This is a genomic window from Pseudomonas sp. NPDC089530, from assembly GCF_050280705.1.
Classification (GTDB): Bacteria; Pseudomonadota; Gammaproteobacteria; order Pseudomonadales; family Pseudomonadaceae; genus Aquipseudomonas.
Genome location: NZ_JBNNVU010000004.1, coordinates 148,565 through 165,573, shown reverse-complemented (window position 1 = coordinate 165,573; position 17,009 = coordinate 148,565). Strand labels below are relative to the sequence as shown.

The 17,009-nt window shown below is 64.7% G+C and carries 11 protein-coding genes; 5 read left to right on the top strand and 6 right to left on the bottom strand.

Annotation, left to right across the window (positions count from 1 at the left end; translation table 11 throughout):
* The 4 genes from ACQKQA_RS03230 to ACQKQA_RS03215 all read left to right on the top strand — a co-directional run.
* Nucleotides 1-532, top strand: a 532-nt coding sequence (locus ACQKQA_RS03230) for an EAL domain-containing protein (protein WP_427553437.1), incomplete at its 5' end; no start/stop codon positions are given.
* A 104-nt stretch (nt 533-636) separates the two neighbouring features.
* Nucleotides 637-3,855, top strand: coding sequence for a response regulator (locus ACQKQA_RS03225; RefSeq protein WP_427553434.1), 3,219 nt, complete (start codon nt 637-639; stop codon nt 3,853-3,855).
* Between the two features lie 74 nt (nt 3,856-3,929).
* Nucleotides 3,930-4,577, top strand: a complete 648-nt coding sequence (locus tag ACQKQA_RS03220; RefSeq protein WP_427553432.1) for a response regulator — start codon at nt 3,930-3,932, stop codon at nt 4,575-4,577.
* A gap of 40 nt (nt 4,578-4,617) precedes the next feature.
* On the top strand, nt 4,618-5,031 hold the full coding sequence (locus tag ACQKQA_RS03215) for a TIGR03067 domain-containing protein (RefSeq protein WP_427553430.1): 414 nt from the start codon (nt 4,618-4,620) through the stop codon (nt 5,029-5,031).
* 7 nt (nt 5,032-5,038) lie between these two features.
* Here the strand turns inward: ACQKQA_RS03215 and ACQKQA_RS03210 are convergent, their stop codons facing one another.
* Complete coding sequence (locus ACQKQA_RS03210) at nt 5,039-7,318, bottom strand: ATP-dependent DNA helicase (protein ID WP_427553428.1); 2,280 nt, start codon at nt 7,316-7,318, stop codon at nt 5,039-5,041.
* On the bottom strand, nt 7,315-8,967 hold the full coding sequence (locus ACQKQA_RS03205) for a VRR-NUC domain-containing protein (RefSeq protein ID WP_427553425.1): 1,653 nt from the start codon (nt 8,965-8,967) through the stop codon (nt 7,315-7,317). The genes ACQKQA_RS03210 and ACQKQA_RS03205 overlap by 4 nt, the downstream gene beginning before the upstream one ends.
* Nucleotides 8,968-9,207: 240 nt before the next feature.
* On the opposite strand from ACQKQA_RS03205, the gene ACQKQA_RS03200 reads away from it, so the two are divergent.
* Nucleotides 9,208-9,432 (top strand): YgdI/YgdR family lipoprotein, encoded by a 225-nt coding sequence (locus ACQKQA_RS03200; protein ID WP_427553423.1) that lies wholly within the window; start codon nt 9,208-9,210, stop codon nt 9,430-9,432.
* A 20-nt stretch (nt 9,433-9,452) separates the two neighbouring features.
* On the opposite strand, the gene ACQKQA_RS03195 is transcribed toward ACQKQA_RS03200, so the two are convergent.
* From ACQKQA_RS03195 to ACQKQA_RS03180, 4 genes are all read right to left on the bottom strand, one after another.
* Nucleotides 9,453-9,839 (bottom strand): hypothetical protein, encoded by a 387-nt coding sequence (locus ACQKQA_RS03195; RefSeq protein ID WP_427553420.1) that lies wholly within the window; start codon nt 9,837-9,839, stop codon nt 9,453-9,455.
* A gap of 299 nt (nt 9,840-10,138) precedes the next feature.
* Nucleotides 10,139-11,992: a polyurethane esterase gene (locus ACQKQA_RS03190; RefSeq protein WP_427553418.1), complete on the bottom strand. Its 1,854-nt coding sequence runs from the start codon at nt 11,990-11,992 to the stop codon at nt 10,139-10,141.
* Between the two features lie 109 nt (nt 11,993-12,101).
* On the bottom strand, nt 12,102-13,802 hold the full coding sequence (locus ACQKQA_RS03185) for a polyurethane esterase (protein WP_427553416.1): 1,701 nt from the start codon (nt 13,800-13,802) through the stop codon (nt 12,102-12,104).
* 40 nt (nt 13,803-13,842) lie between these two features.
* Nucleotides 13,843-16,911, bottom strand: coding sequence for an autotransporter domain-containing protein (locus tag ACQKQA_RS03180; RefSeq protein ID WP_427553447.1), 3,069 nt, complete (start codon nt 16,909-16,911; stop codon nt 13,843-13,845).
* Between the last annotated feature and the right edge of the window lie 98 nt (nt 16,912-17,009).

Here is a 17,009-nt window from a genome sequence, read left to right as displayed (position 1 = left end):
CCAACAGGACTACGACATCCCGGTGTCGATCAACCTGCCGACCCACCTGCTCAACAGCCATGACCTGGCGGATCGCCTGTTCGACTTCGTCCTGGAGCACCAGGGCATACCCGGGCAGATCTGCTTCGAACTCATGGAGTGCTCGGTGCCTCAGGACATCAGCAACTTCTATGCGGGGGCCTGTCGCTTGCGCATCAAGGGCTTCGGCCTGTCCCAGGACGACTTCGGCAAGGGTTACAGCTCCTACATGAACCTGGTTTCGACCCCCTTCACCGAACTCAAGATCGATCGCGCCCTGGTCCAGGGCTGCCACGCCAACGAGGAACTGACCAAGGCCTTGACCAGCATCATCGCCCTGGGCCGTCAGCTGGGGCTTACTGTGGTCGCCGAAGGCGTGGAAAGCGCCGAGGAGCTGGCACTGCTGCGCAAGATCGACTGCAGCCAGGTCCAGGGATTCCTGATCTCCCGCGCCGTCCCTCCCGAACAGTTCCAGGAACTGCTGGTCAACGATGGCCCGGCGGCCAGCTACTGACGACATTGAGTTCTCCCACCATCAAAAGACGGCAGTTCATCACTGACAAGGGGTCATTTATCGGTAAAATCCTGGCTTTTTTACGCTTTTCCGGACGACCAGCGATGAAACAGAGGGACATGCTTCTTGAGAACCTGACGCGCAGCTCGATTCGCCTGAGCAAGGGCTTGCTGGTTTTTCTCGGACTGACCCTGTTGCTGATCGGCATCAGCTACTGGTCGGTCCACAAGATGCTCAAGGAGCAATACAGCACCTTCGAGTTTCACTTCACGCGGCTCATGGAGAACATCCAGGAACATGAAGACTTTCTCCGCGGTACCGCCAGGTACAGCATCGCCGGGCAACTGAAGGCCGACCCGCGCCGCACCTACCAACAAACACCCCTGCCCGAACAAGGCCCGAATGTCTATGAAGGCCGCGAGTTCCCCTTTTCCATCCCGTTCAGACTGAACGCCGACCGGTTGCACCCAGGACCTGACGAGCTGGCGAAGATGCTCGCCCTTGGCGGCCATCTGACCGACTACTACAGCACCTTCTGGTCGATCTCCCACTATCAGTCGCCCCTGGTGTTGCTGTTCAACGCCGATGACAACTTCGATATCAGTATCCCGGCGGCCTGGCACTCGCGGGGCACCCTGGACGAGAAAAAAGTCCCTGCGCAGACATTCGTCCAGCATGTATTTGAAAAACTGCAGGCGGAAAAAACCGCGCACAAGGACCTGGAGCGGGTGCACTGGAATTCCTTCGAAGCGCCTTCGCCGGTCGACGCGCCCCTGCGCCTGATGGCCTACATGGACGTCAAGCTGGACCCGCAGCAGGTGCTGATTCAGGGCGCAGGCCAGGAAGTCAGTATCGTTTCGCTGCTCAACATGAATCAGGTCAACAACATCGAACGCATCATGGACTGGTCGCTCTACGACCATTTCACCCTCGTCTCGCCTTCGGGAAAATTGCTCATCGGCTCAGCGCAGCCGGATGCGGCGCTGCATGACGGCCTGAACATCGGCACCGCGGGCCTGGTATTCAAAGTGTCGAGCGACAGCGCCAAAGGCTGGACGGCGTTCTACAGCGTCACTTACCGGAACTACTTCGAATCCACCCTGTGGCCGATCCTGGCCTTGCTGGTGTTGCTGATCGGCATGCTCGGCGGTGGCTGGCGGATCAGCCGCTGGTACCGGTCGCGGATCGTCGCCCCCGCTTATCAGTCCCATCGACGTCTCGTCGAGAGCGAGGCGTTCAGCCGGGCGGTGATCGATAGCGCGCCCATCGGGCTCTGCGTGGTACGTCGCTCGGACTTCAAGATCCTGCTGGAGAACCAGAAGGTCCAGCAGTGGCCAGGCAGCACCCAACGACTGCAAGGGCTGTTCGAACAGAAGATGGCCGATACCGGCGAAACCTACCTGGATATCGATGGCGCACACCTGCAACTGGGGTTCGTGCCGACCCGCTATCAAGGCGAGGACGCCCTGCTCTGCGCCTTCAACGATGTAACCCGGCATATCGAGGGAGCGGCCGAGCTGGAGCAGGCCCGCCGCTACGCCGATGCCGCCAACGAAGCCAAGACCCTGTTCCTCGCCACCATGAGCCACGAAATCCGTACGCCGCTCTATGGCGTGCTCGGCACCCTGGAACTGCTTGGCCTGACGCGCCTGGATGCCCGGCAGCGCGAACACCTGCAGACCATCCAGCGCTCGTCGAGCACCCTGTTCCAGTTGATCAGCGACGTCCTGGACATCTCCAAGATCGAATCCGGGCAGATGGCGATCGAGTCCAGCTCGTTCTGCCCGCTGCAGATGATCGAGGACACCTTGCATACCTATGCCGCCTTCGCCGAACAGAAAGGCTTGCTGCTCTATGCCTGCATCGATACGGCGCTCCCCGACCTGCTGCTGGGCGACCCGATGCGGATCCGCCAGGTCCTCAACAACCTGATCAGCAACGCGATCAAGTTCACCGATAGCGGGCGCGTCGTGCTGCGGGCCAGGCTCCTAGGCTGCGAAAATGGCCAGGCCAGCCTGGAATGGCAGGTCACCGACTCCGGCATCGGCATTTCGCCGGCGCAGCAGGAGCGGCTGTTCGATGCCTTCTACCAGGTGCGCGATGCCAGCAGCGAAGCGGGTGCCGGTCTTGGCCTGGCGATCTGTCACTGGTTGGCCGACATGATGGGCGGCCAGATCCGCGTGGTCAGCGAACCTGGCCTGGGCAGCAGCTTCTCGTTCCAGCTGGGGTTGAAGGTCATGCCAGGGGTGTTGGCCGGCTGCGCCGATATCCTGCCGACGAAACACCCCGTGCTCGTGCGCGCTCCCGCCGCGGAACTGGCGCAAAGCACCTGCGACTGGCTCAACCGTCTCGGCGTCGCCGCCAAGCCGTTGCCGAACCCTGTCGAACCGGCGCGACAGGCAACCCTGCTGGTGGATATCCTGCCGTCGGACACCTCGCCCGCCTGGACCGGCCCCCGGGTCATCGGCCTTGCCGGCGATCACCACCTCGCGCCACTGCCGCCCGGAGACTGTGCGGTGGATGGGCATGACGTGCGCGCCATCGCCCGGGCCGTCTCGCTGACCTTGCACGGCAAGTCCACGACCAGGCCCGGCGTTGAAGCCGACGGGGGCAAGCGCCTCGATCTGCACATCCTGGTGGCCGAGGACAATGCGATCAATCAGGCGATCATCAAGGAGCAGCTTGAAGCCCTGGGCTGCCGGGTGACCACCGCCGCCAATGGCCAGGAAGCCTTGCAGCTCTGGCAGCCCCAACTGTTCGATCTGGTGCTGACCGATGTGAACATGCCGTTGCTCAACGGTTATGAACTGACCCGTGCCCTGCGCGAGCGGGACCGGCAGATCCCGATCATCGGGATCACCGCCAATGCCCTGCGCGAAGAAGGCAACCGCTGCATGGCCATCGGCATGAATGCCTGGATCGTCAAACCCTTGAGCCTGCAGACCCTGCACCACTACCTGTCGAACCTTTGCGCCAAGGCGCCTGCCCCGGATCCGGAACCGATGCCCCCAGAACTCCCTGCCTCCACGACCGGCGACACGATGATCGAGCTGTCGGCGAAAATGCGTGAACTGTTCATTACCACCATGCGCCAGGACGTCCAGAGCGTGACGGACGCACTCCAGGCCCAGGACGCGAAGAAGCTCGCCGAACGCTTGCACAGTGCCGCCGGGGCACTGGGTGCGGTGCAACTGGCGACGCTGGCGAAAAACTGCGCCGAGCTGGAATCCCGGATCCTGCAGGACGCCATTACCCCTTCCGTGACTGTCGAGGTGGAAAGCCTGATCCAGAGCTTGACGAATATTCTTAATGCACTTGACTGAGGCGCGACAAGATTTCATGAACGCAATCCCTTACTCTTCCTCCTCACCAACCGGCGCATTACGAGTGGCTAGACATGGAAAAATTTAAAGTAGTCATCGCCGACGATCACCCGATTGTGCTGCTCGGGGTTCGCGAGTTGATGGAGCGAGAAAAAAACTTCGAGATCGTCGGCGAAGCCATCAGTTCCCAGGGCCTGATCGAGCTGCTCGAACAACAGCCGGTCGATATCGTCATCACCGACTACAACATGCCGGGGGACTCGCCTTATGGTGACGGCCTCAAGCTGATCGAGTACCTGAAGCGCCACTACCCGCGCCTGCAGATACTGATCCTGACCATGATTTCCAACCAGTTGATCCTGACGCGTCTGCATGAGCTGGGTGTGGTCGGGGTGATCCAGAAAAGCCAGCTGCACAATGAAATCCAGGTGGCACTCAAGACCATCGTCGAACGGGGCTCCTATCAGAGCCTGGAGCCCGCGCCCACCTCGGTCATCGAGTCCAACGCCAGCATCGACGACCGGATCTCCATGCTCTCGCCCAAGGAGTTCGAGATTCTGCGCCTGTTCGTGGCCGGCAAGAGCGTCAGTGAGATTGCCCGCAGCCAGAACCGCAGCTCGAAGACCATCAGCGCGCAGAAGATTTCCGCCATGCGCAAACTGGAAGTCGAGAGCGATCAGGACCTGCTGACGTACTGCATCGGCCGCAACGTCTTCAATTGAGCCCTGCCCCAACCCGCCACGACACAAGGCCCGAACGTCGATGACAGCTGCTGACCTGCTTGACCTGCAACAACTTCAAGGTGCCTGGGAACAGGTAGCGTTCGAGGACAACGGGGTCATCGATCCACCCGACGAGCACGGCGCACCAGGAGCCCTGACCCTGATTTCGGGGCAAGGGTTCCGCGTGGTGACCCTGGAAGGCGAGCTGCTGCTCGCCGGGCGTTTTACCCTCGATGCCAGCACTCAACCCAAGTCCATTACCTGGGTCGACTCCATCGGCGCCGATAGCGGCAAGCACTTGCCCGCCAGCTATCAGCTGGAAGGCGATCACTTCGTCTTCATCGCCGCGGACGAAGGCCAGCCGAGACCCACCGTCTTCCGCACCGGCCCCGGCCAGACCCTGCGCCGGTTTATCCGCGCAGTGCAGGATGCAACCCCCTCCGACAACCGCTGAGAGCCACTCATTGGCCAGCGGGCCCGGCAGGTGCATCGAGCGCCCACCAGCCCGGTAGCAATTGCCGGACCCGGGGCTCGGCGAAGCGGTCGTCGATCAGCATCACCACGCCACGGTCCTGCTGGCTGCGGATCACCCGGCCCGCGGCCTGCACCACCTTCTGCAGGCCCGGGTACAGGTAGGTGTAGTCGTAGCCGGCGCCGAAGATCGCCGCCATGCGCCGCTTCAGTTGCTCGTTCACCGGGTTCAACTGGGCCAGGCCCAGGGTGGCGATAAAGGCGCCGATCAGCCGCGACCCCGCCAGGTCGATGCCCTCGCCGAACGCCCCGCCCAGCACGGCGAAACCCACCCCCTGGCCATCGGCGTCGAAACGCTCGAGAAAGCCCTGGCGTTGCCCCTCGTCCATCCCTCGGGACTGCTGCCACAAGGGAATCTCCGGGTGCCGTTCGGCCAGCAGGCTGGCCACCTGCTGCAGGTAATCGAAGCTGCTGAAAAACGCCAGGTAGTTGCCGGGGCGCTGGCGGAACTGGGTGGCGATCAGCTCGACGATCGGCGCCAGGGAGGCCTGGCGCTGGGCGAAACGGGTGGAGATGCGACTGACGATCCGCACCTCCAGCTGCTCCGCACTGAACGGCGACGCCACGTCCATCCACACCGTGTTGTCCGGCAGCCCCAGCAGGTCGCGATAGTAGTGCCAGGGGTTGAGGGTCGCCGAGAACAGCACCGTGCTGCGCGCCGCACTCAGCCGCGGCGCCAGGAACCCGGCCGGCACCACGTTGCGCAGGCAGAGTTCGGACAGGCTGCGCCGGGCATTGAGCTCGCGCTTGCTGATATCGAACAGGAACTGCCGGTCGAACAGCTCGGCCACCCGGGCGAAGTGCAGCGCCTCGAAATAGAAACCCTGCAGCCGACTGTCCACCCCCTGCGGGTGGTCGTTGAGGTAGTCGCCGATCGCCGAGAGACACAGCGTCAACGCCTTGAGCAGCGGTGCCGGCGCCTGGTCATAGGCCTGGTAGGGCCGCCGCTGCTCCTTGTGCAGGGCATTCCATTCCCGATTGAGTCGTTGCAGGGGGTTCTTCAGCGCCTGCGGCGCAACCTGGCGCACGCTGTCCAGCTGGTACTGATCGAGACTGGCGCTGTACATCGAGCGCCCCCGCTCCACCAGGTTATGGGCTTCGTCCACCAGCGCCGCGACTCGCCACTGGTTGGCCTGCGCCAGGCCGAACAGCAAGGCGCTGAAGTCGAAGTAATAGTTGTAGTCCGCTACCAGCAGATCGCTCCAGCGGGCCATTTCCTGGCTCAGGTAATAGGGGCACAACCCATGTTCCAGGGCGATCTCGCGCAGTGCCTGCTGGTCCAGCAGCGGCACCTGGCTCGCCGCCTGGCGTGCGGCCGGCAGACGATCGTAGAAGCCCCTGGCCAGCGGGCAGGACTCGCCATGGCAGGCCAGCTCCGGATGCTCGCAGGCCTTGTCCCGGGCCACCAGCTCCAGCACCCGCAGCGGCAACCCGGGGCTGTGCTCGAACAGTACCCCGGCGGCATCCAGCGCCAGTTTGCGCCCCGGGGTCTTGGCGGTCAGGAAGAACAGCTTGTCCAGTTGCTGCCCGGGCATGGCCTTGAACATCGGAAACAGCGTGCCCAGGGTTTTGCCGATCCCCGTCGGTGCCTGGGCCATCAGGCAGCGCCCGGTGCTCACCGCCTTGTACACCGACTCGGCCAGCTGGCGTTGCCCCGGGCGGAAATCGGCGTGGGGAAAGCGCAGCGCCGCCATGGCCTGGTCCCGGGCGCTGCGATGGGCCAGTTCCTGTGCGGCCCATTGCAGGAACAGGCTGCATTGGCGGTTGAAGAACTGCTCCAGGGCCTGGGCGTCGTGCTCCTCCACCAGTGAGGTCTCGGCCTCGCTGAGGATGTCGAAGTACACCAGTGCCAGGCGGATGCTGCGCAGTTGCAACTGCTGGCAGAGAAGCCAGCCATAGATCCTGGCCTGGGCCCAATGCAGCTGGCGGTGGTTGGCCGGCATGCGTTCGAGGTCGCCGCGGTAGGTCTTGACCTCTTCCAGCAGGTTGGCGTCCGGGTCGTAACCGTCCGCCCGGCCCTTGACCGTCAAGGCGCCGAAGCGGCCTTCGAGCGCCACCTCGCTCTGGTAGTTCGCGTTGCGCCGCGCCGCCACCGTGCGATGGCCCTGGATGCCTTCCAGCGCCGTGGGCGACGGGGTGAAGCGCAGGTCGAGGTCGCCGGCCTTGGCGGTGAACTCGCACAGCGCCCGTACCGCGATGCGGTAGGTCACCCCTGCGGCTCCGCCCATTGCACGTAGCAGACCGCCACCGGCATCTGGTGCTGCTGGCAGAACTCCAGCCAGCGCAGTTGGTTGTCCTGCAGGCGGTCGCCCGGGCCCTTGACCTCGATCATCCGGTAGGTCTTCTGCCGCGGCCAGAACTGGATCAGGTCCGGCATGCCGGCGCGGTTGGCCTTGATGTCCTGCAGCAGGCGCTCGAACCAGTGCCGCAGGTGCTGTGCCGGCAGGCAGGCCAGGGCCTGTTCCAGCAGCTCTTCGCTGAGGGCGCCCCAGAACACGAATGGCGATTGCACGCCCCACTTGTCGAGGTAGCGCTGGCGAATGGTCTGCCTGTAACGCCCGTCGTCCAGCTCCGCCAGGCAGGCCTGGAACAGATCGGCGCGCCGGGCATGGAAATCCTCGCTCAACAGGTCTGCCGGCCCGCGCTGGAACGGGTGGAAGAACGCCCCGGGCAGCGGCGCGAAGATCGCCGGCCAGCACAGCAGCCCGAACAGCGAATTGATCAGGCTGTTCTCCACGTAATGCACCGGCGCCTCGGCCTCATGGAGGTGGGCCTGGACGTGGAATTCCACCGACAACTCCGGGTCGACCCGCGGCAGCTCGAGGTCCAGGCGCTGCATCGGGCGCACACCGCCCCGTGGCGTGGCCGGGCCACCCAGTTTGCGCCGTAGCCGCGGCAGCACCCGCAGCAGTTGCTGCTGTTCGGCCGCACTCTGCGGGGCCAGTCCGGCCGCCTCGGCCAGGACCAGGGCCTGGGGGTAGTCGCCACTGCGCTCCAGCACCCGGATCAGGCGCATTCGCGCCCCGGGGTAAGCGCAGGCCCGGTAGATCGTCTCAGCCAGCGGCCAGTCGGCGAGCCGCTCGCAGTGCTGGCCCAGCAGGAACAGCAGCTTGGCCTGGCGCCGTTGCAGCCAGGGGTTGTCGCTGGCGAACGCCTGGATGCCCGCCAGTACCTCATTCAGCGCCGCGCCGCTTTCGAAGCGCTGCCGGCAGTCCTCCAGGTACAGGAAATCCTCGACGTCGGCGCGGCTGCGCAAGGCCCGGGCGTCGTCGCCCAATTCGACCTTCTCGTAGGTGAAGATGCCCAGGTCGGCCAGGACGAACTCCGACCAGTCCTGGTACAGGTTGCCGAAGAACATCAGGCGCAAGCGGTCGCACAGCGCCATGACGGTCAGGCTGTACACCCCGTCTTCGAGTTCGGGACACCATTGGCCCAGGCTGCGCGGCTCGTCGAACAACGGCGCCAGCGCCTCCAGCCAGTCGGACTTGCGGCCCTTGGGCTGATCGATCGCGGCGCGGAAGCCGTGGAGGATCTCGGCCTTCTGCAGCAGGCCGAACAGCTCTTCCAGGGTCAGCGGCGCCTGTTCGTCGACCCAGCCCAGGCGCACCAGCGGCGCCGCCGCCGTCCGGGTGTCACCAATTTCCTCATAGGCCAGCCGGGTCGTGCGAAAATGACAGCCCTTGCGCATGATCATGCGCACCAGCAAGGCCTGGGATGGCTCGGCCAGGGCCGAGAAGTCGGCGATGAACCCACGCTCTTCGGGCGACAGCACATCGGCATAACGCAGTTCGAGCCAGGCCAGCACCTGCTGGAAGTTATGCAGGTAATAAAGCGGGTTTTCCAGGGGGTTGGAAGTCACGGGACAAGGGCGCCACAGAGAGATTGATACTGGTTATGCATACAGATATCAGGTGCCCCCTGGCCTGGCAAATGGTATTGGATCAGCGGCGTCAGAGGTTTTGCACTAGTTTTTTTGCACTAGTTTCTGCACTACCTCAGAACTTTCTGACTCTTAACTACACCAACGGGCGGATAGCCGTATAGTTGCGAGCCGCCAAACGTGGGTGGACTCACAGGATTCCTGAAGAGAGATTTGTCTATGAACGTCAAAAACCTGGCCCTGCCGTTGGCCGTTGCAGCCTTCCTGGCGCTGGGCGGCTGCGCCACGCCGACCGTGGTGACCCTGCAGAACGGCACGCAATACCTGACCAAGGACATCCCTAAAACCAAGACCAGCGACGGGTTCTACGAATTCGTCGACATCTCCGGCAAGAAGATCCGCGTCAAGGCGGATGATGTCGCCACCGTCCGCCAAGAGGACTGAGCCCTCGAGCCTGGTCGTCCTCAGGGCGACCAGGGCGCCGGGTGCTGCCCCGGCACGCTGTCATCGCAGGAAATGTAGCGCTGCTCCCCCCGTCGCTGCAGTTCCCTGCGCACTTGCCGACAACGCTCGAACTCTCGGGCCGCCGCATTATCGATACTGATATTGCCGGTGGTTTCAGGCTGCTTGCCCTCCCCCAGCGTCACGTTCACCCAGGGCTGTTCGGCGTCGATACGAAAGCGACTGTCCTGCTCAGGCTCCGCTGCCTGGCCCGGCACCGCCGCCGGTAGCTGCTCAGGGGTCACACCGAAGCGCTGCAGAATCGACTGCGCCGGCAGGTCCTCGGCCATTGTGCTGCCTGCCGCCAGGACCAGCGCCAGACCGATGCCATACCTCGGGTTATCACTCACCTTGCCTTTCTCCTGCCAATCACTTGAGCCTCAGCCGCGGCCTGGGCAGCGGCTGCCTGTCTGGATAACGCGTGGCCGGCCGCGGACTTTAATCGCCACCGAACGCGCTCGCGCCATCGCGCCGCCTGGCCAGGGGCCGGTACTTATCGACCGGTGGGCCATGGGCGGACAGGTATTGGAGTCATGTGCAGCGTGCCAGGTCACCCTTCGGGCCCCTGTCGGGCGACTTGCCACAAAAGCGCAGGCAGAGAGGACGCCAGACCGCGCAGGACAAACGCCCCGCCCTACGCGGCCCCTCTTCAAGCGATGGTGATGTTCGCGCCGTTGAGGCTGTCCAGGCTGACGCCCACCAGGGTCACCGAATCGCCGCCGAAGGTCAGCAAGGTGTCGCTGCCCACGGTGCTGGCATGGGCGCGCAAATCGGTGTTCGCGCCGACGCCTTCGACGCCGAGGAACACCAGTTTGTCGCTGCCCTGGTAACCCAGCACGCGGTCATGGCCGAAGTCGCCGCTGAACAGGAAGGTGTTGCTGCCCCCGCCCGACTCCAGCAGGTCGTTGCCCGCGCCTCCCACCAGCACATCGTTGCCCCGGCCGCCGATCAGGTGGTCGTCGCCGTCCAGGCCGAACAGCCAGTCGCCGCCGGCGTGGGCGGTCAGGGTATTGGCCGCCGCGTCGCCCTTCACCGACGAGGCGTACTGGGTCAGGTTGCTCCCCGCCAGCAGGCCCTTGTCGGTAACGCTGTGGGTCACGTCGTCCTTGAACAGGCCCCAGAGCAAACCCGGCTCCTTGCTGACGATGGCACCGATATCCCGGGTGATGCTGATGCCGCCATTGGCATCGCGCACATACAGGGTGCCGGCGCCGTCGTTGGCGAAGCTGAAGTTGTGCACCGACTGCTGCAGGTCCAGGGTGTTGTGGCCCTGGCCGCCCAACAGGATGTTGTAGCCACCGGCATCGCGGAAGGTATCGTCGCCGGCGCGGCCCTCCAGGTAGTCGTTGCCCTGGCCGCCCTGGATCAGGTCGTTGCCGTCGCTGCCGATGATGAAGGTGCTGCCCTTGTGGGTTTCGGCGTTGCGATTGAGGTCCTGGACCCAGGTGGTGGCCCGCGCCGGGTCCGACAGGTTGGCGACGACGATGGTCGAATCCTTGCTGGTCAGGTCGTAGAACTTCGACTCGAGGATCCGTGTCATGCCGTCGCCGTAACCGGTGGGCAGGTGCGTCAGCCAGGTGGGCACGTTGACGATGGAGAACGGCAACGCATTCCAGATCGCCGAGGCGTAGTGATCGTTGAAACTGACGATGTTGTTGGTCGCCGAGGCCTGTGCCGTGTCATGCACGCCAAGGGTCGACAGGTTGAACGAGGAACCGTCGAGGGCACGGAACACCGGATCGTTCTCGTAGCCGATATTCAGCACCTTGTCCCCCGCGCTCTGGGTCGGCGAGGCATAGGCCACGTACTTGGAATCCTTGAAGAAGCCCGACCAGCGTTCGCCGCTCAGGTCCGCCAGGCTGTTGACCGCCAGGCCGCCTAGGCTGTGGCCGCTGACCAGTACGTCCTTGCCGCTCAGGCCATTGGCCCGGGCGAAGGCCGCGACATCGGCGAGCAGCGAACCGAAGGCTTCGCCAGCGTAGTTTTTCGCGTAGTCCTTGGGCCCCAGCGCCGCCATCAGGTCGTTGATCGCGTCGCCGATGGTGTCGCCGATCACCGACTCACGGGGTCCGCTGGTGCCGCGAAAGGCGATGCCGATGGAGGTCAGGTGGCCCTGGCTGTCGTACTTGCCGAGGACTTCCACCTGGGCCGTGGTGTAGCCGGCCTTCTCTCCGTAGTAGGTGCCCCTGAAGTCGGTCTTGCCGTCGTAGCCCAGCTGGGAGGCGCCGATGGGCGTCCAGCCGGCCTTTTTCACCGCCTCCAGGGCGGCCTTTTCCGAGTCGGGGTTCCACGGCAGCCCGGGAATCACCCCTTGGGAATCGCTGCCGCCGATCAGTGCCGTCACCAGCGTGGCCGGCAGGCCGAGGCCGAAGCCGTTGTGCTGGTAACCCGTGGCAAAGCCGTTGTCGAGGTTGTGATAGGAATACAGCGTGATCGCCAGGGCGTCGGAAAACAGCGCCTTGGAATCTTCTGTGCCGAAGTTTTTATAGTCATACACACCCATGGTATTGCCTCTCTCTTTCGTTGTTTGACCAGTCCGAGATAGCTCACGCGAACGGGGCGTCTTACGCCGACGCCCCGCCCTTAGTGCAATGCCTGTTGTTGCTCTCTATTTATGCAAAGACGATCCCCGTGCCGGAGAGGCTGTCCGGAGCGATCCCGACCAGCGTGACGGCGTAGTCGCCGACGCTGAGCAGGGTGTCCTGGCCGCTCTGTGTCAGGTGCTGGGTGTAGTCGTAGCCCTGCCCCGCGCCCGCCACGCCCATGAACACCAGCTTGTCGCTGCCCTGGTAGCCATGGATGCTGTCGAAACCGAAGGCGCCGCTGAACAGGAAGGTGTTGGCGCCACCGCCGTGGGAGTAGATGACATCGTTGCCGGCGCCGCCGACAAAGGTCACGTCGCTCTTGTCGCTGCGCAGCACGTCGTCGCCACCGTGCCCGAACAACCAGTCGCCATTGACGCTGGCCACCAGCGCATTGCCGTAGGCGTCGCCATTGAGCGAGTGGTTGTAGGCGGTCAGCTGGTTGCCGGCCAGCAGGCCCTGGTCGGTCACGCTGTGGGTCACTTCCTTGCTGAACAGGCCCCAGGCGAACCCCGGCTCCTTGCTCACCAGCGCGCCGATGTCCCGGGTCATGCTGATGCCACCATAGGCATCGCGCACATACAGGCTGCCGTCGCCATCGTTGACCACGCTGAATTGACTCAGCGACTGCTGCAGGTCGAAGACGTTGTGGCCCTTGCCGCCGAGCAGGATGTTGTAGCCGCCGTCATCGCGGAAGGTGTCGTTGCCGTCACGCCCCTCGATGAAGTCGTTGCCACGCCCGCCCTTGAGCAGATCGTTGCCGTCGGTGCCGAAGATGAAGGTGCTGCCCTTGTGCGGCTCGGCGTTGCGGTTGAGGTCTTCGACCCAGGTCTTGCCACGGCTGGCCTCGGCCAGCGTGGAGACGATCAGCGTCGAGTCCTTGCTGGTCAGGTCGTAGAACGCGGAGTCGACCACCCGGTTCAGGCCATCGGCGTAACCCGCGGAACCGTGGGCTTTCCACGACAGCGGGTTGAGGATGCTCTGCGGCAGCAGGTTCTCCAGGGTCGAGGCGTAGTGCTCATTGAAGTTGACGATGTTGTTGGTCGCCGAGGCCTGGGGCTGGTCGTGGGCCCCCAGGGACGAGGCATTGAACGTGGTGCCGTCGAGCACCCGGAACACCGGATCGTTTTCGTAGCCGATGTTCAGCACGTTGCCGCCCGCGCTCTGGGTCGGCGAGGCGAACGCTACATAACGGGCGTCGGCGTAGAAGCCGCCCCAGTCAGTGCCGCTCAGTTCCGCCAGGCTGTTGACCCCCAGGCCGCCCAGGCTGTGGCCGCTGACCAGCACATCCTGGCCGCTCAGCCCCTGGGCCGCAGCGAAGTCGGCGACACTCTTGAGCAGGTTGTCGAAGGCGTTCTTGCTGTAGTCCCGTGCATAGCCCACCGGCCCGACCGCCGCCAGCAGGTTGTTCTTGATGTCGCCCAGGGTATCGCTGAAGCCCAGCCCGCCGGTGCCGCGAAAGGCGATGCCGATCGACAGCAGCTTGCCGGCCTCATCGTAGCGCCCCAGCACTTCCACTTCGGCGCTGGTGAAGCCGTCCTTCTCGCCGAAGAAGGTGCCTTGCGCCCCGACCTTGCCCTGATAGCCCAGTTGCCCCGCGGAAATCGACGTCCAGCCCGACGCCAGCGGCTGCCCGGTGGGGGCGTAGGCGTAGAGCGTCAGCTCCAGGGCATCGGCGTACAACGCCTTGCCCGCCTCGCCCGTGAAATTCCGGTAATCAAATACACCCATGTGTATACCTCGCTTTTATGGTCATTGGCCTGTATCGGCCTCAGAACTGCCAGTCCAGGGTCAGGCCGACCCCATGACTCTTGTCCCGAGAACCCAGCAGGCCGTTGTAGTCCAGGTTTACCCGGGTATCGCGCCCCAGCAGCAGCCCGGCGCGCGCCCCGACCACAGCAGCGTTACGATCCAGCGCAACGCTCTGTATGTTGAACGAACTGCCATTGGCAAAAGCCAGGTGCTGCTCCGAGTTGATGTCGCTGAAGTTATGCTGCCAACCCAGGGTACCGGCCAGCTCCAGCTGCCGGGCCTCGGCCAGGGCGAAGCGTTTGCTGGCGCGCAGGCCAAGAGTCGAGAGCACCGCGTCGCGGTTGTCGTCGCCGCCCTTGAGCGCCGTTGCCCCGCCCTTTTCGTGGAAGCTGTCGCTGCCCACATGCACGTAGGCCAGGTTGGCGAAAGGCTCCAGCGCCACGCCGGGCAGCGTCACTTGCCACGCCGCTTCGGTGAACACCTGGGCGGTCTGGGCATCGCGCTTGACCTTCTGCCGGTCCGAGAACTCGCCGTATTGCAGGTCGCGCTTCACATCGATGCGACTCCAGCTGTAGGAACCGCCGACGCTCAGGCGCACGGCATCCAGCTGATGGCCCAGGTAGGCACCCAGGTGATAGCTGTCCACCGAGGCCGAGGAATGGGTGCCGTCGCCCATGCTCAGGGAGCTGTCGCTATAGCCGGTGAACAGCCCGAGGCGGGTGTCCTCGGCAACCAGCCCGTCGACACCGACCAGCAGGCCGCCGATCGAGGTGGTGTAGTCGGCGTTGTCATAACCGCCGTCGGCCTTGCCCCAGGCGCCAAGTGCCTTGAACCAGACGTTGTTGTCGGCGGTGGTCGGCGCCGACGAATCGAGCAGGCCGTCCTGGCGCAGGCGGTCGCCCACGGCATTGCGCAGTTGGCGGCTGTCGTTGATCAGCAGCGTGCCGATGGCTGGGTGGATTTCCCCGGTCAGTTGCTGGAAGGCTTGCTGGGCGCTGGCGGCGTCCGCCGACAGCAGCAGGCTTTCGTACACCGGATTGCCCGCGCCCAACTGCTCGGCGGCGGCCGCCACGGAACGCTGGTTCGGAGTCAGGCCGACCTCGCTGAAGGACGTCCCGTTGCGCTGCACCTGCAACTGCACGCCGCCCGCGCTGTAGTCGAGGTTGCCACCGAGGAACAGGTAATTCGGCGCGATCGACGCGAAACGCCCATCGATGCCACCGGCGGCCTGCAGGATGTTGTACTGCCGGCCCAACAGGCTGCGCGCCTCGCTGGCGCTGAGCAGGGTCGGGCTGTTTTCCAGGGCCAGGGTCACGTTCGCCCCGCCGATGGTGGCCTTGCCGCCGGCAACGATCTGGTCGCTGCTGGTGGGCGACAGCTCCACCGCGTAGGTCGAACCCGGCTGCAGGGTCACGTCGCCCGCCACCTGCAAGGTGCCGATGGAGTTGCCCGGGGCCACGGTACCGCCACGGTTGGCGGTCAGCGACGCGATGCGCCCGTTACCACCGAGAATGCCGCTGTCGTTGACCGTCACGTTGGAGGCCAGCGTGCCATTGACGGCCAGGCGTCCCTGGTTGACCAGGGTCGGGCCGCTGTAGCTGTTGTTGCCGGTGAGCACCAGGGTGCCGATGCCCTGCTTGGTCAGGCCGCCATGCCCGGAAATGTCGTTGCGCCAGGTATCCAGGCCGCAATGCACGTCGGTGCACAGCCGCTGGGTCGGCTTGCCGGCATCCACCACCGCGCCGATGCCGGGCAGGTCGGCCACGAACTGGCCGGAACCGTAGGCGCCCTGGATCCGGAACTCCTCGGGAATGTCCGCCTCGGTAATGAACATGCCCGGGCCGTCGATGCCCTTGCGCAGGTCGATCATGCCCCAGCCGTACAGGGCGTCGATGCCCGGAGCGCCCATGTCGGTGGCGGTGGTACGCAGCACCGTGGCGATCTGCGAGCCGCTCATGTACGGGAAGCGCTCCATCAGCACCGCCGCCGCGCCCGCCACATGAGGCGCGGCCATGGAGGTGCCGCTCTTGTTGCCGTAACCGACGGTCATGTTGTCCAGGCTGGTGCCGCCGATCACCGCGCTGTAGACCCGGGTCCCCGGCGCCGAGACGCAGAAGCTCGCGGTGTAGCCGCAACGCGAGGAGAAGGTGCTGAGGGTGAAAGGGTTGGGGCTGCTGGTGTCCGGGTTCTTCTGCAACGCCGCCACCGTCATCCAGTTCGGGGCGATTTCCGGAACGAAATAGGCCAGGCCGGCGATGGCGTCCGGGTTGTTCAGGTTGTAGTCGTTACCGGCGGCGAAGATGGTCAGCACGCCACCGCGGGCGGCATCGATCGCCCCGCTGTAGGCGCCGCCCTGGCGGGTGCCCAGCAGCGGCCGGATCTGGTCGAACTGCAACTGGGCGTCCTGCACCGTGAAATGCGGGAACGCCGGGTCGCGGCCGCCCTGGTCGAAGCGGTCGGTGATACCGATGCCCCAGCTGTTGTTGATGATTCGCGCGCCGCTGTTCACCAGGGCGTCCCAACCGGCCCGGTACACCGCGCCGTCGTTGCCGAGAATGATCCCGTCCTCCGGGCCCGGGTCGCCGTTGTCGGCGCTGATGATCTGTGCGCCGTAGGCCACGCCGTGCATCGGCCCGCCATCGCGGCTGCCGGCGGCGATACCGCCGACGTGGGTGCCGTGGGAGCCAAGCTTGCCGTCGGAGCCCACCGAAGGCGTGCCGTCATAGCGAAAGGCGTCGCCGGCTTTGACCGGGATGTAAGGGTCGGTGTATTCGCGAATGCCGCTGGTGACCAGGGTGATCACCTTGTCGGCGCCGCTGAATTCCGGGTGCTGGGCGTACACCGGCTGGTCGAAGATCCCCAGCTTGACGCCCTTGCCGCTATAGCCGGCGGCATAGGCGTCTTCGGCATGGATCGCCCCCAGCCCCCACTCGGCATTGAATTCGGCGCTGCGCCAGCTACCGGGATTGCCCGCCTGGCCGCTTTCCACATAAGGCGCGGCCTGGGCGCCGCCCGCCACGGCCAGGCCGCAGATCAAGGCGCCACACGAAGCGCGCACCAGGCTGTTGGCTGCCGGAGCAGCCGCCATAAAGCTGTATTTCATCCGTACCGTCCTTAGTTTTCCTGCTGATCTTGGTTTTCTTGTTAAACGCAGTGCGCCTGTAGCCGGCGCCTGTTGCTTCATCG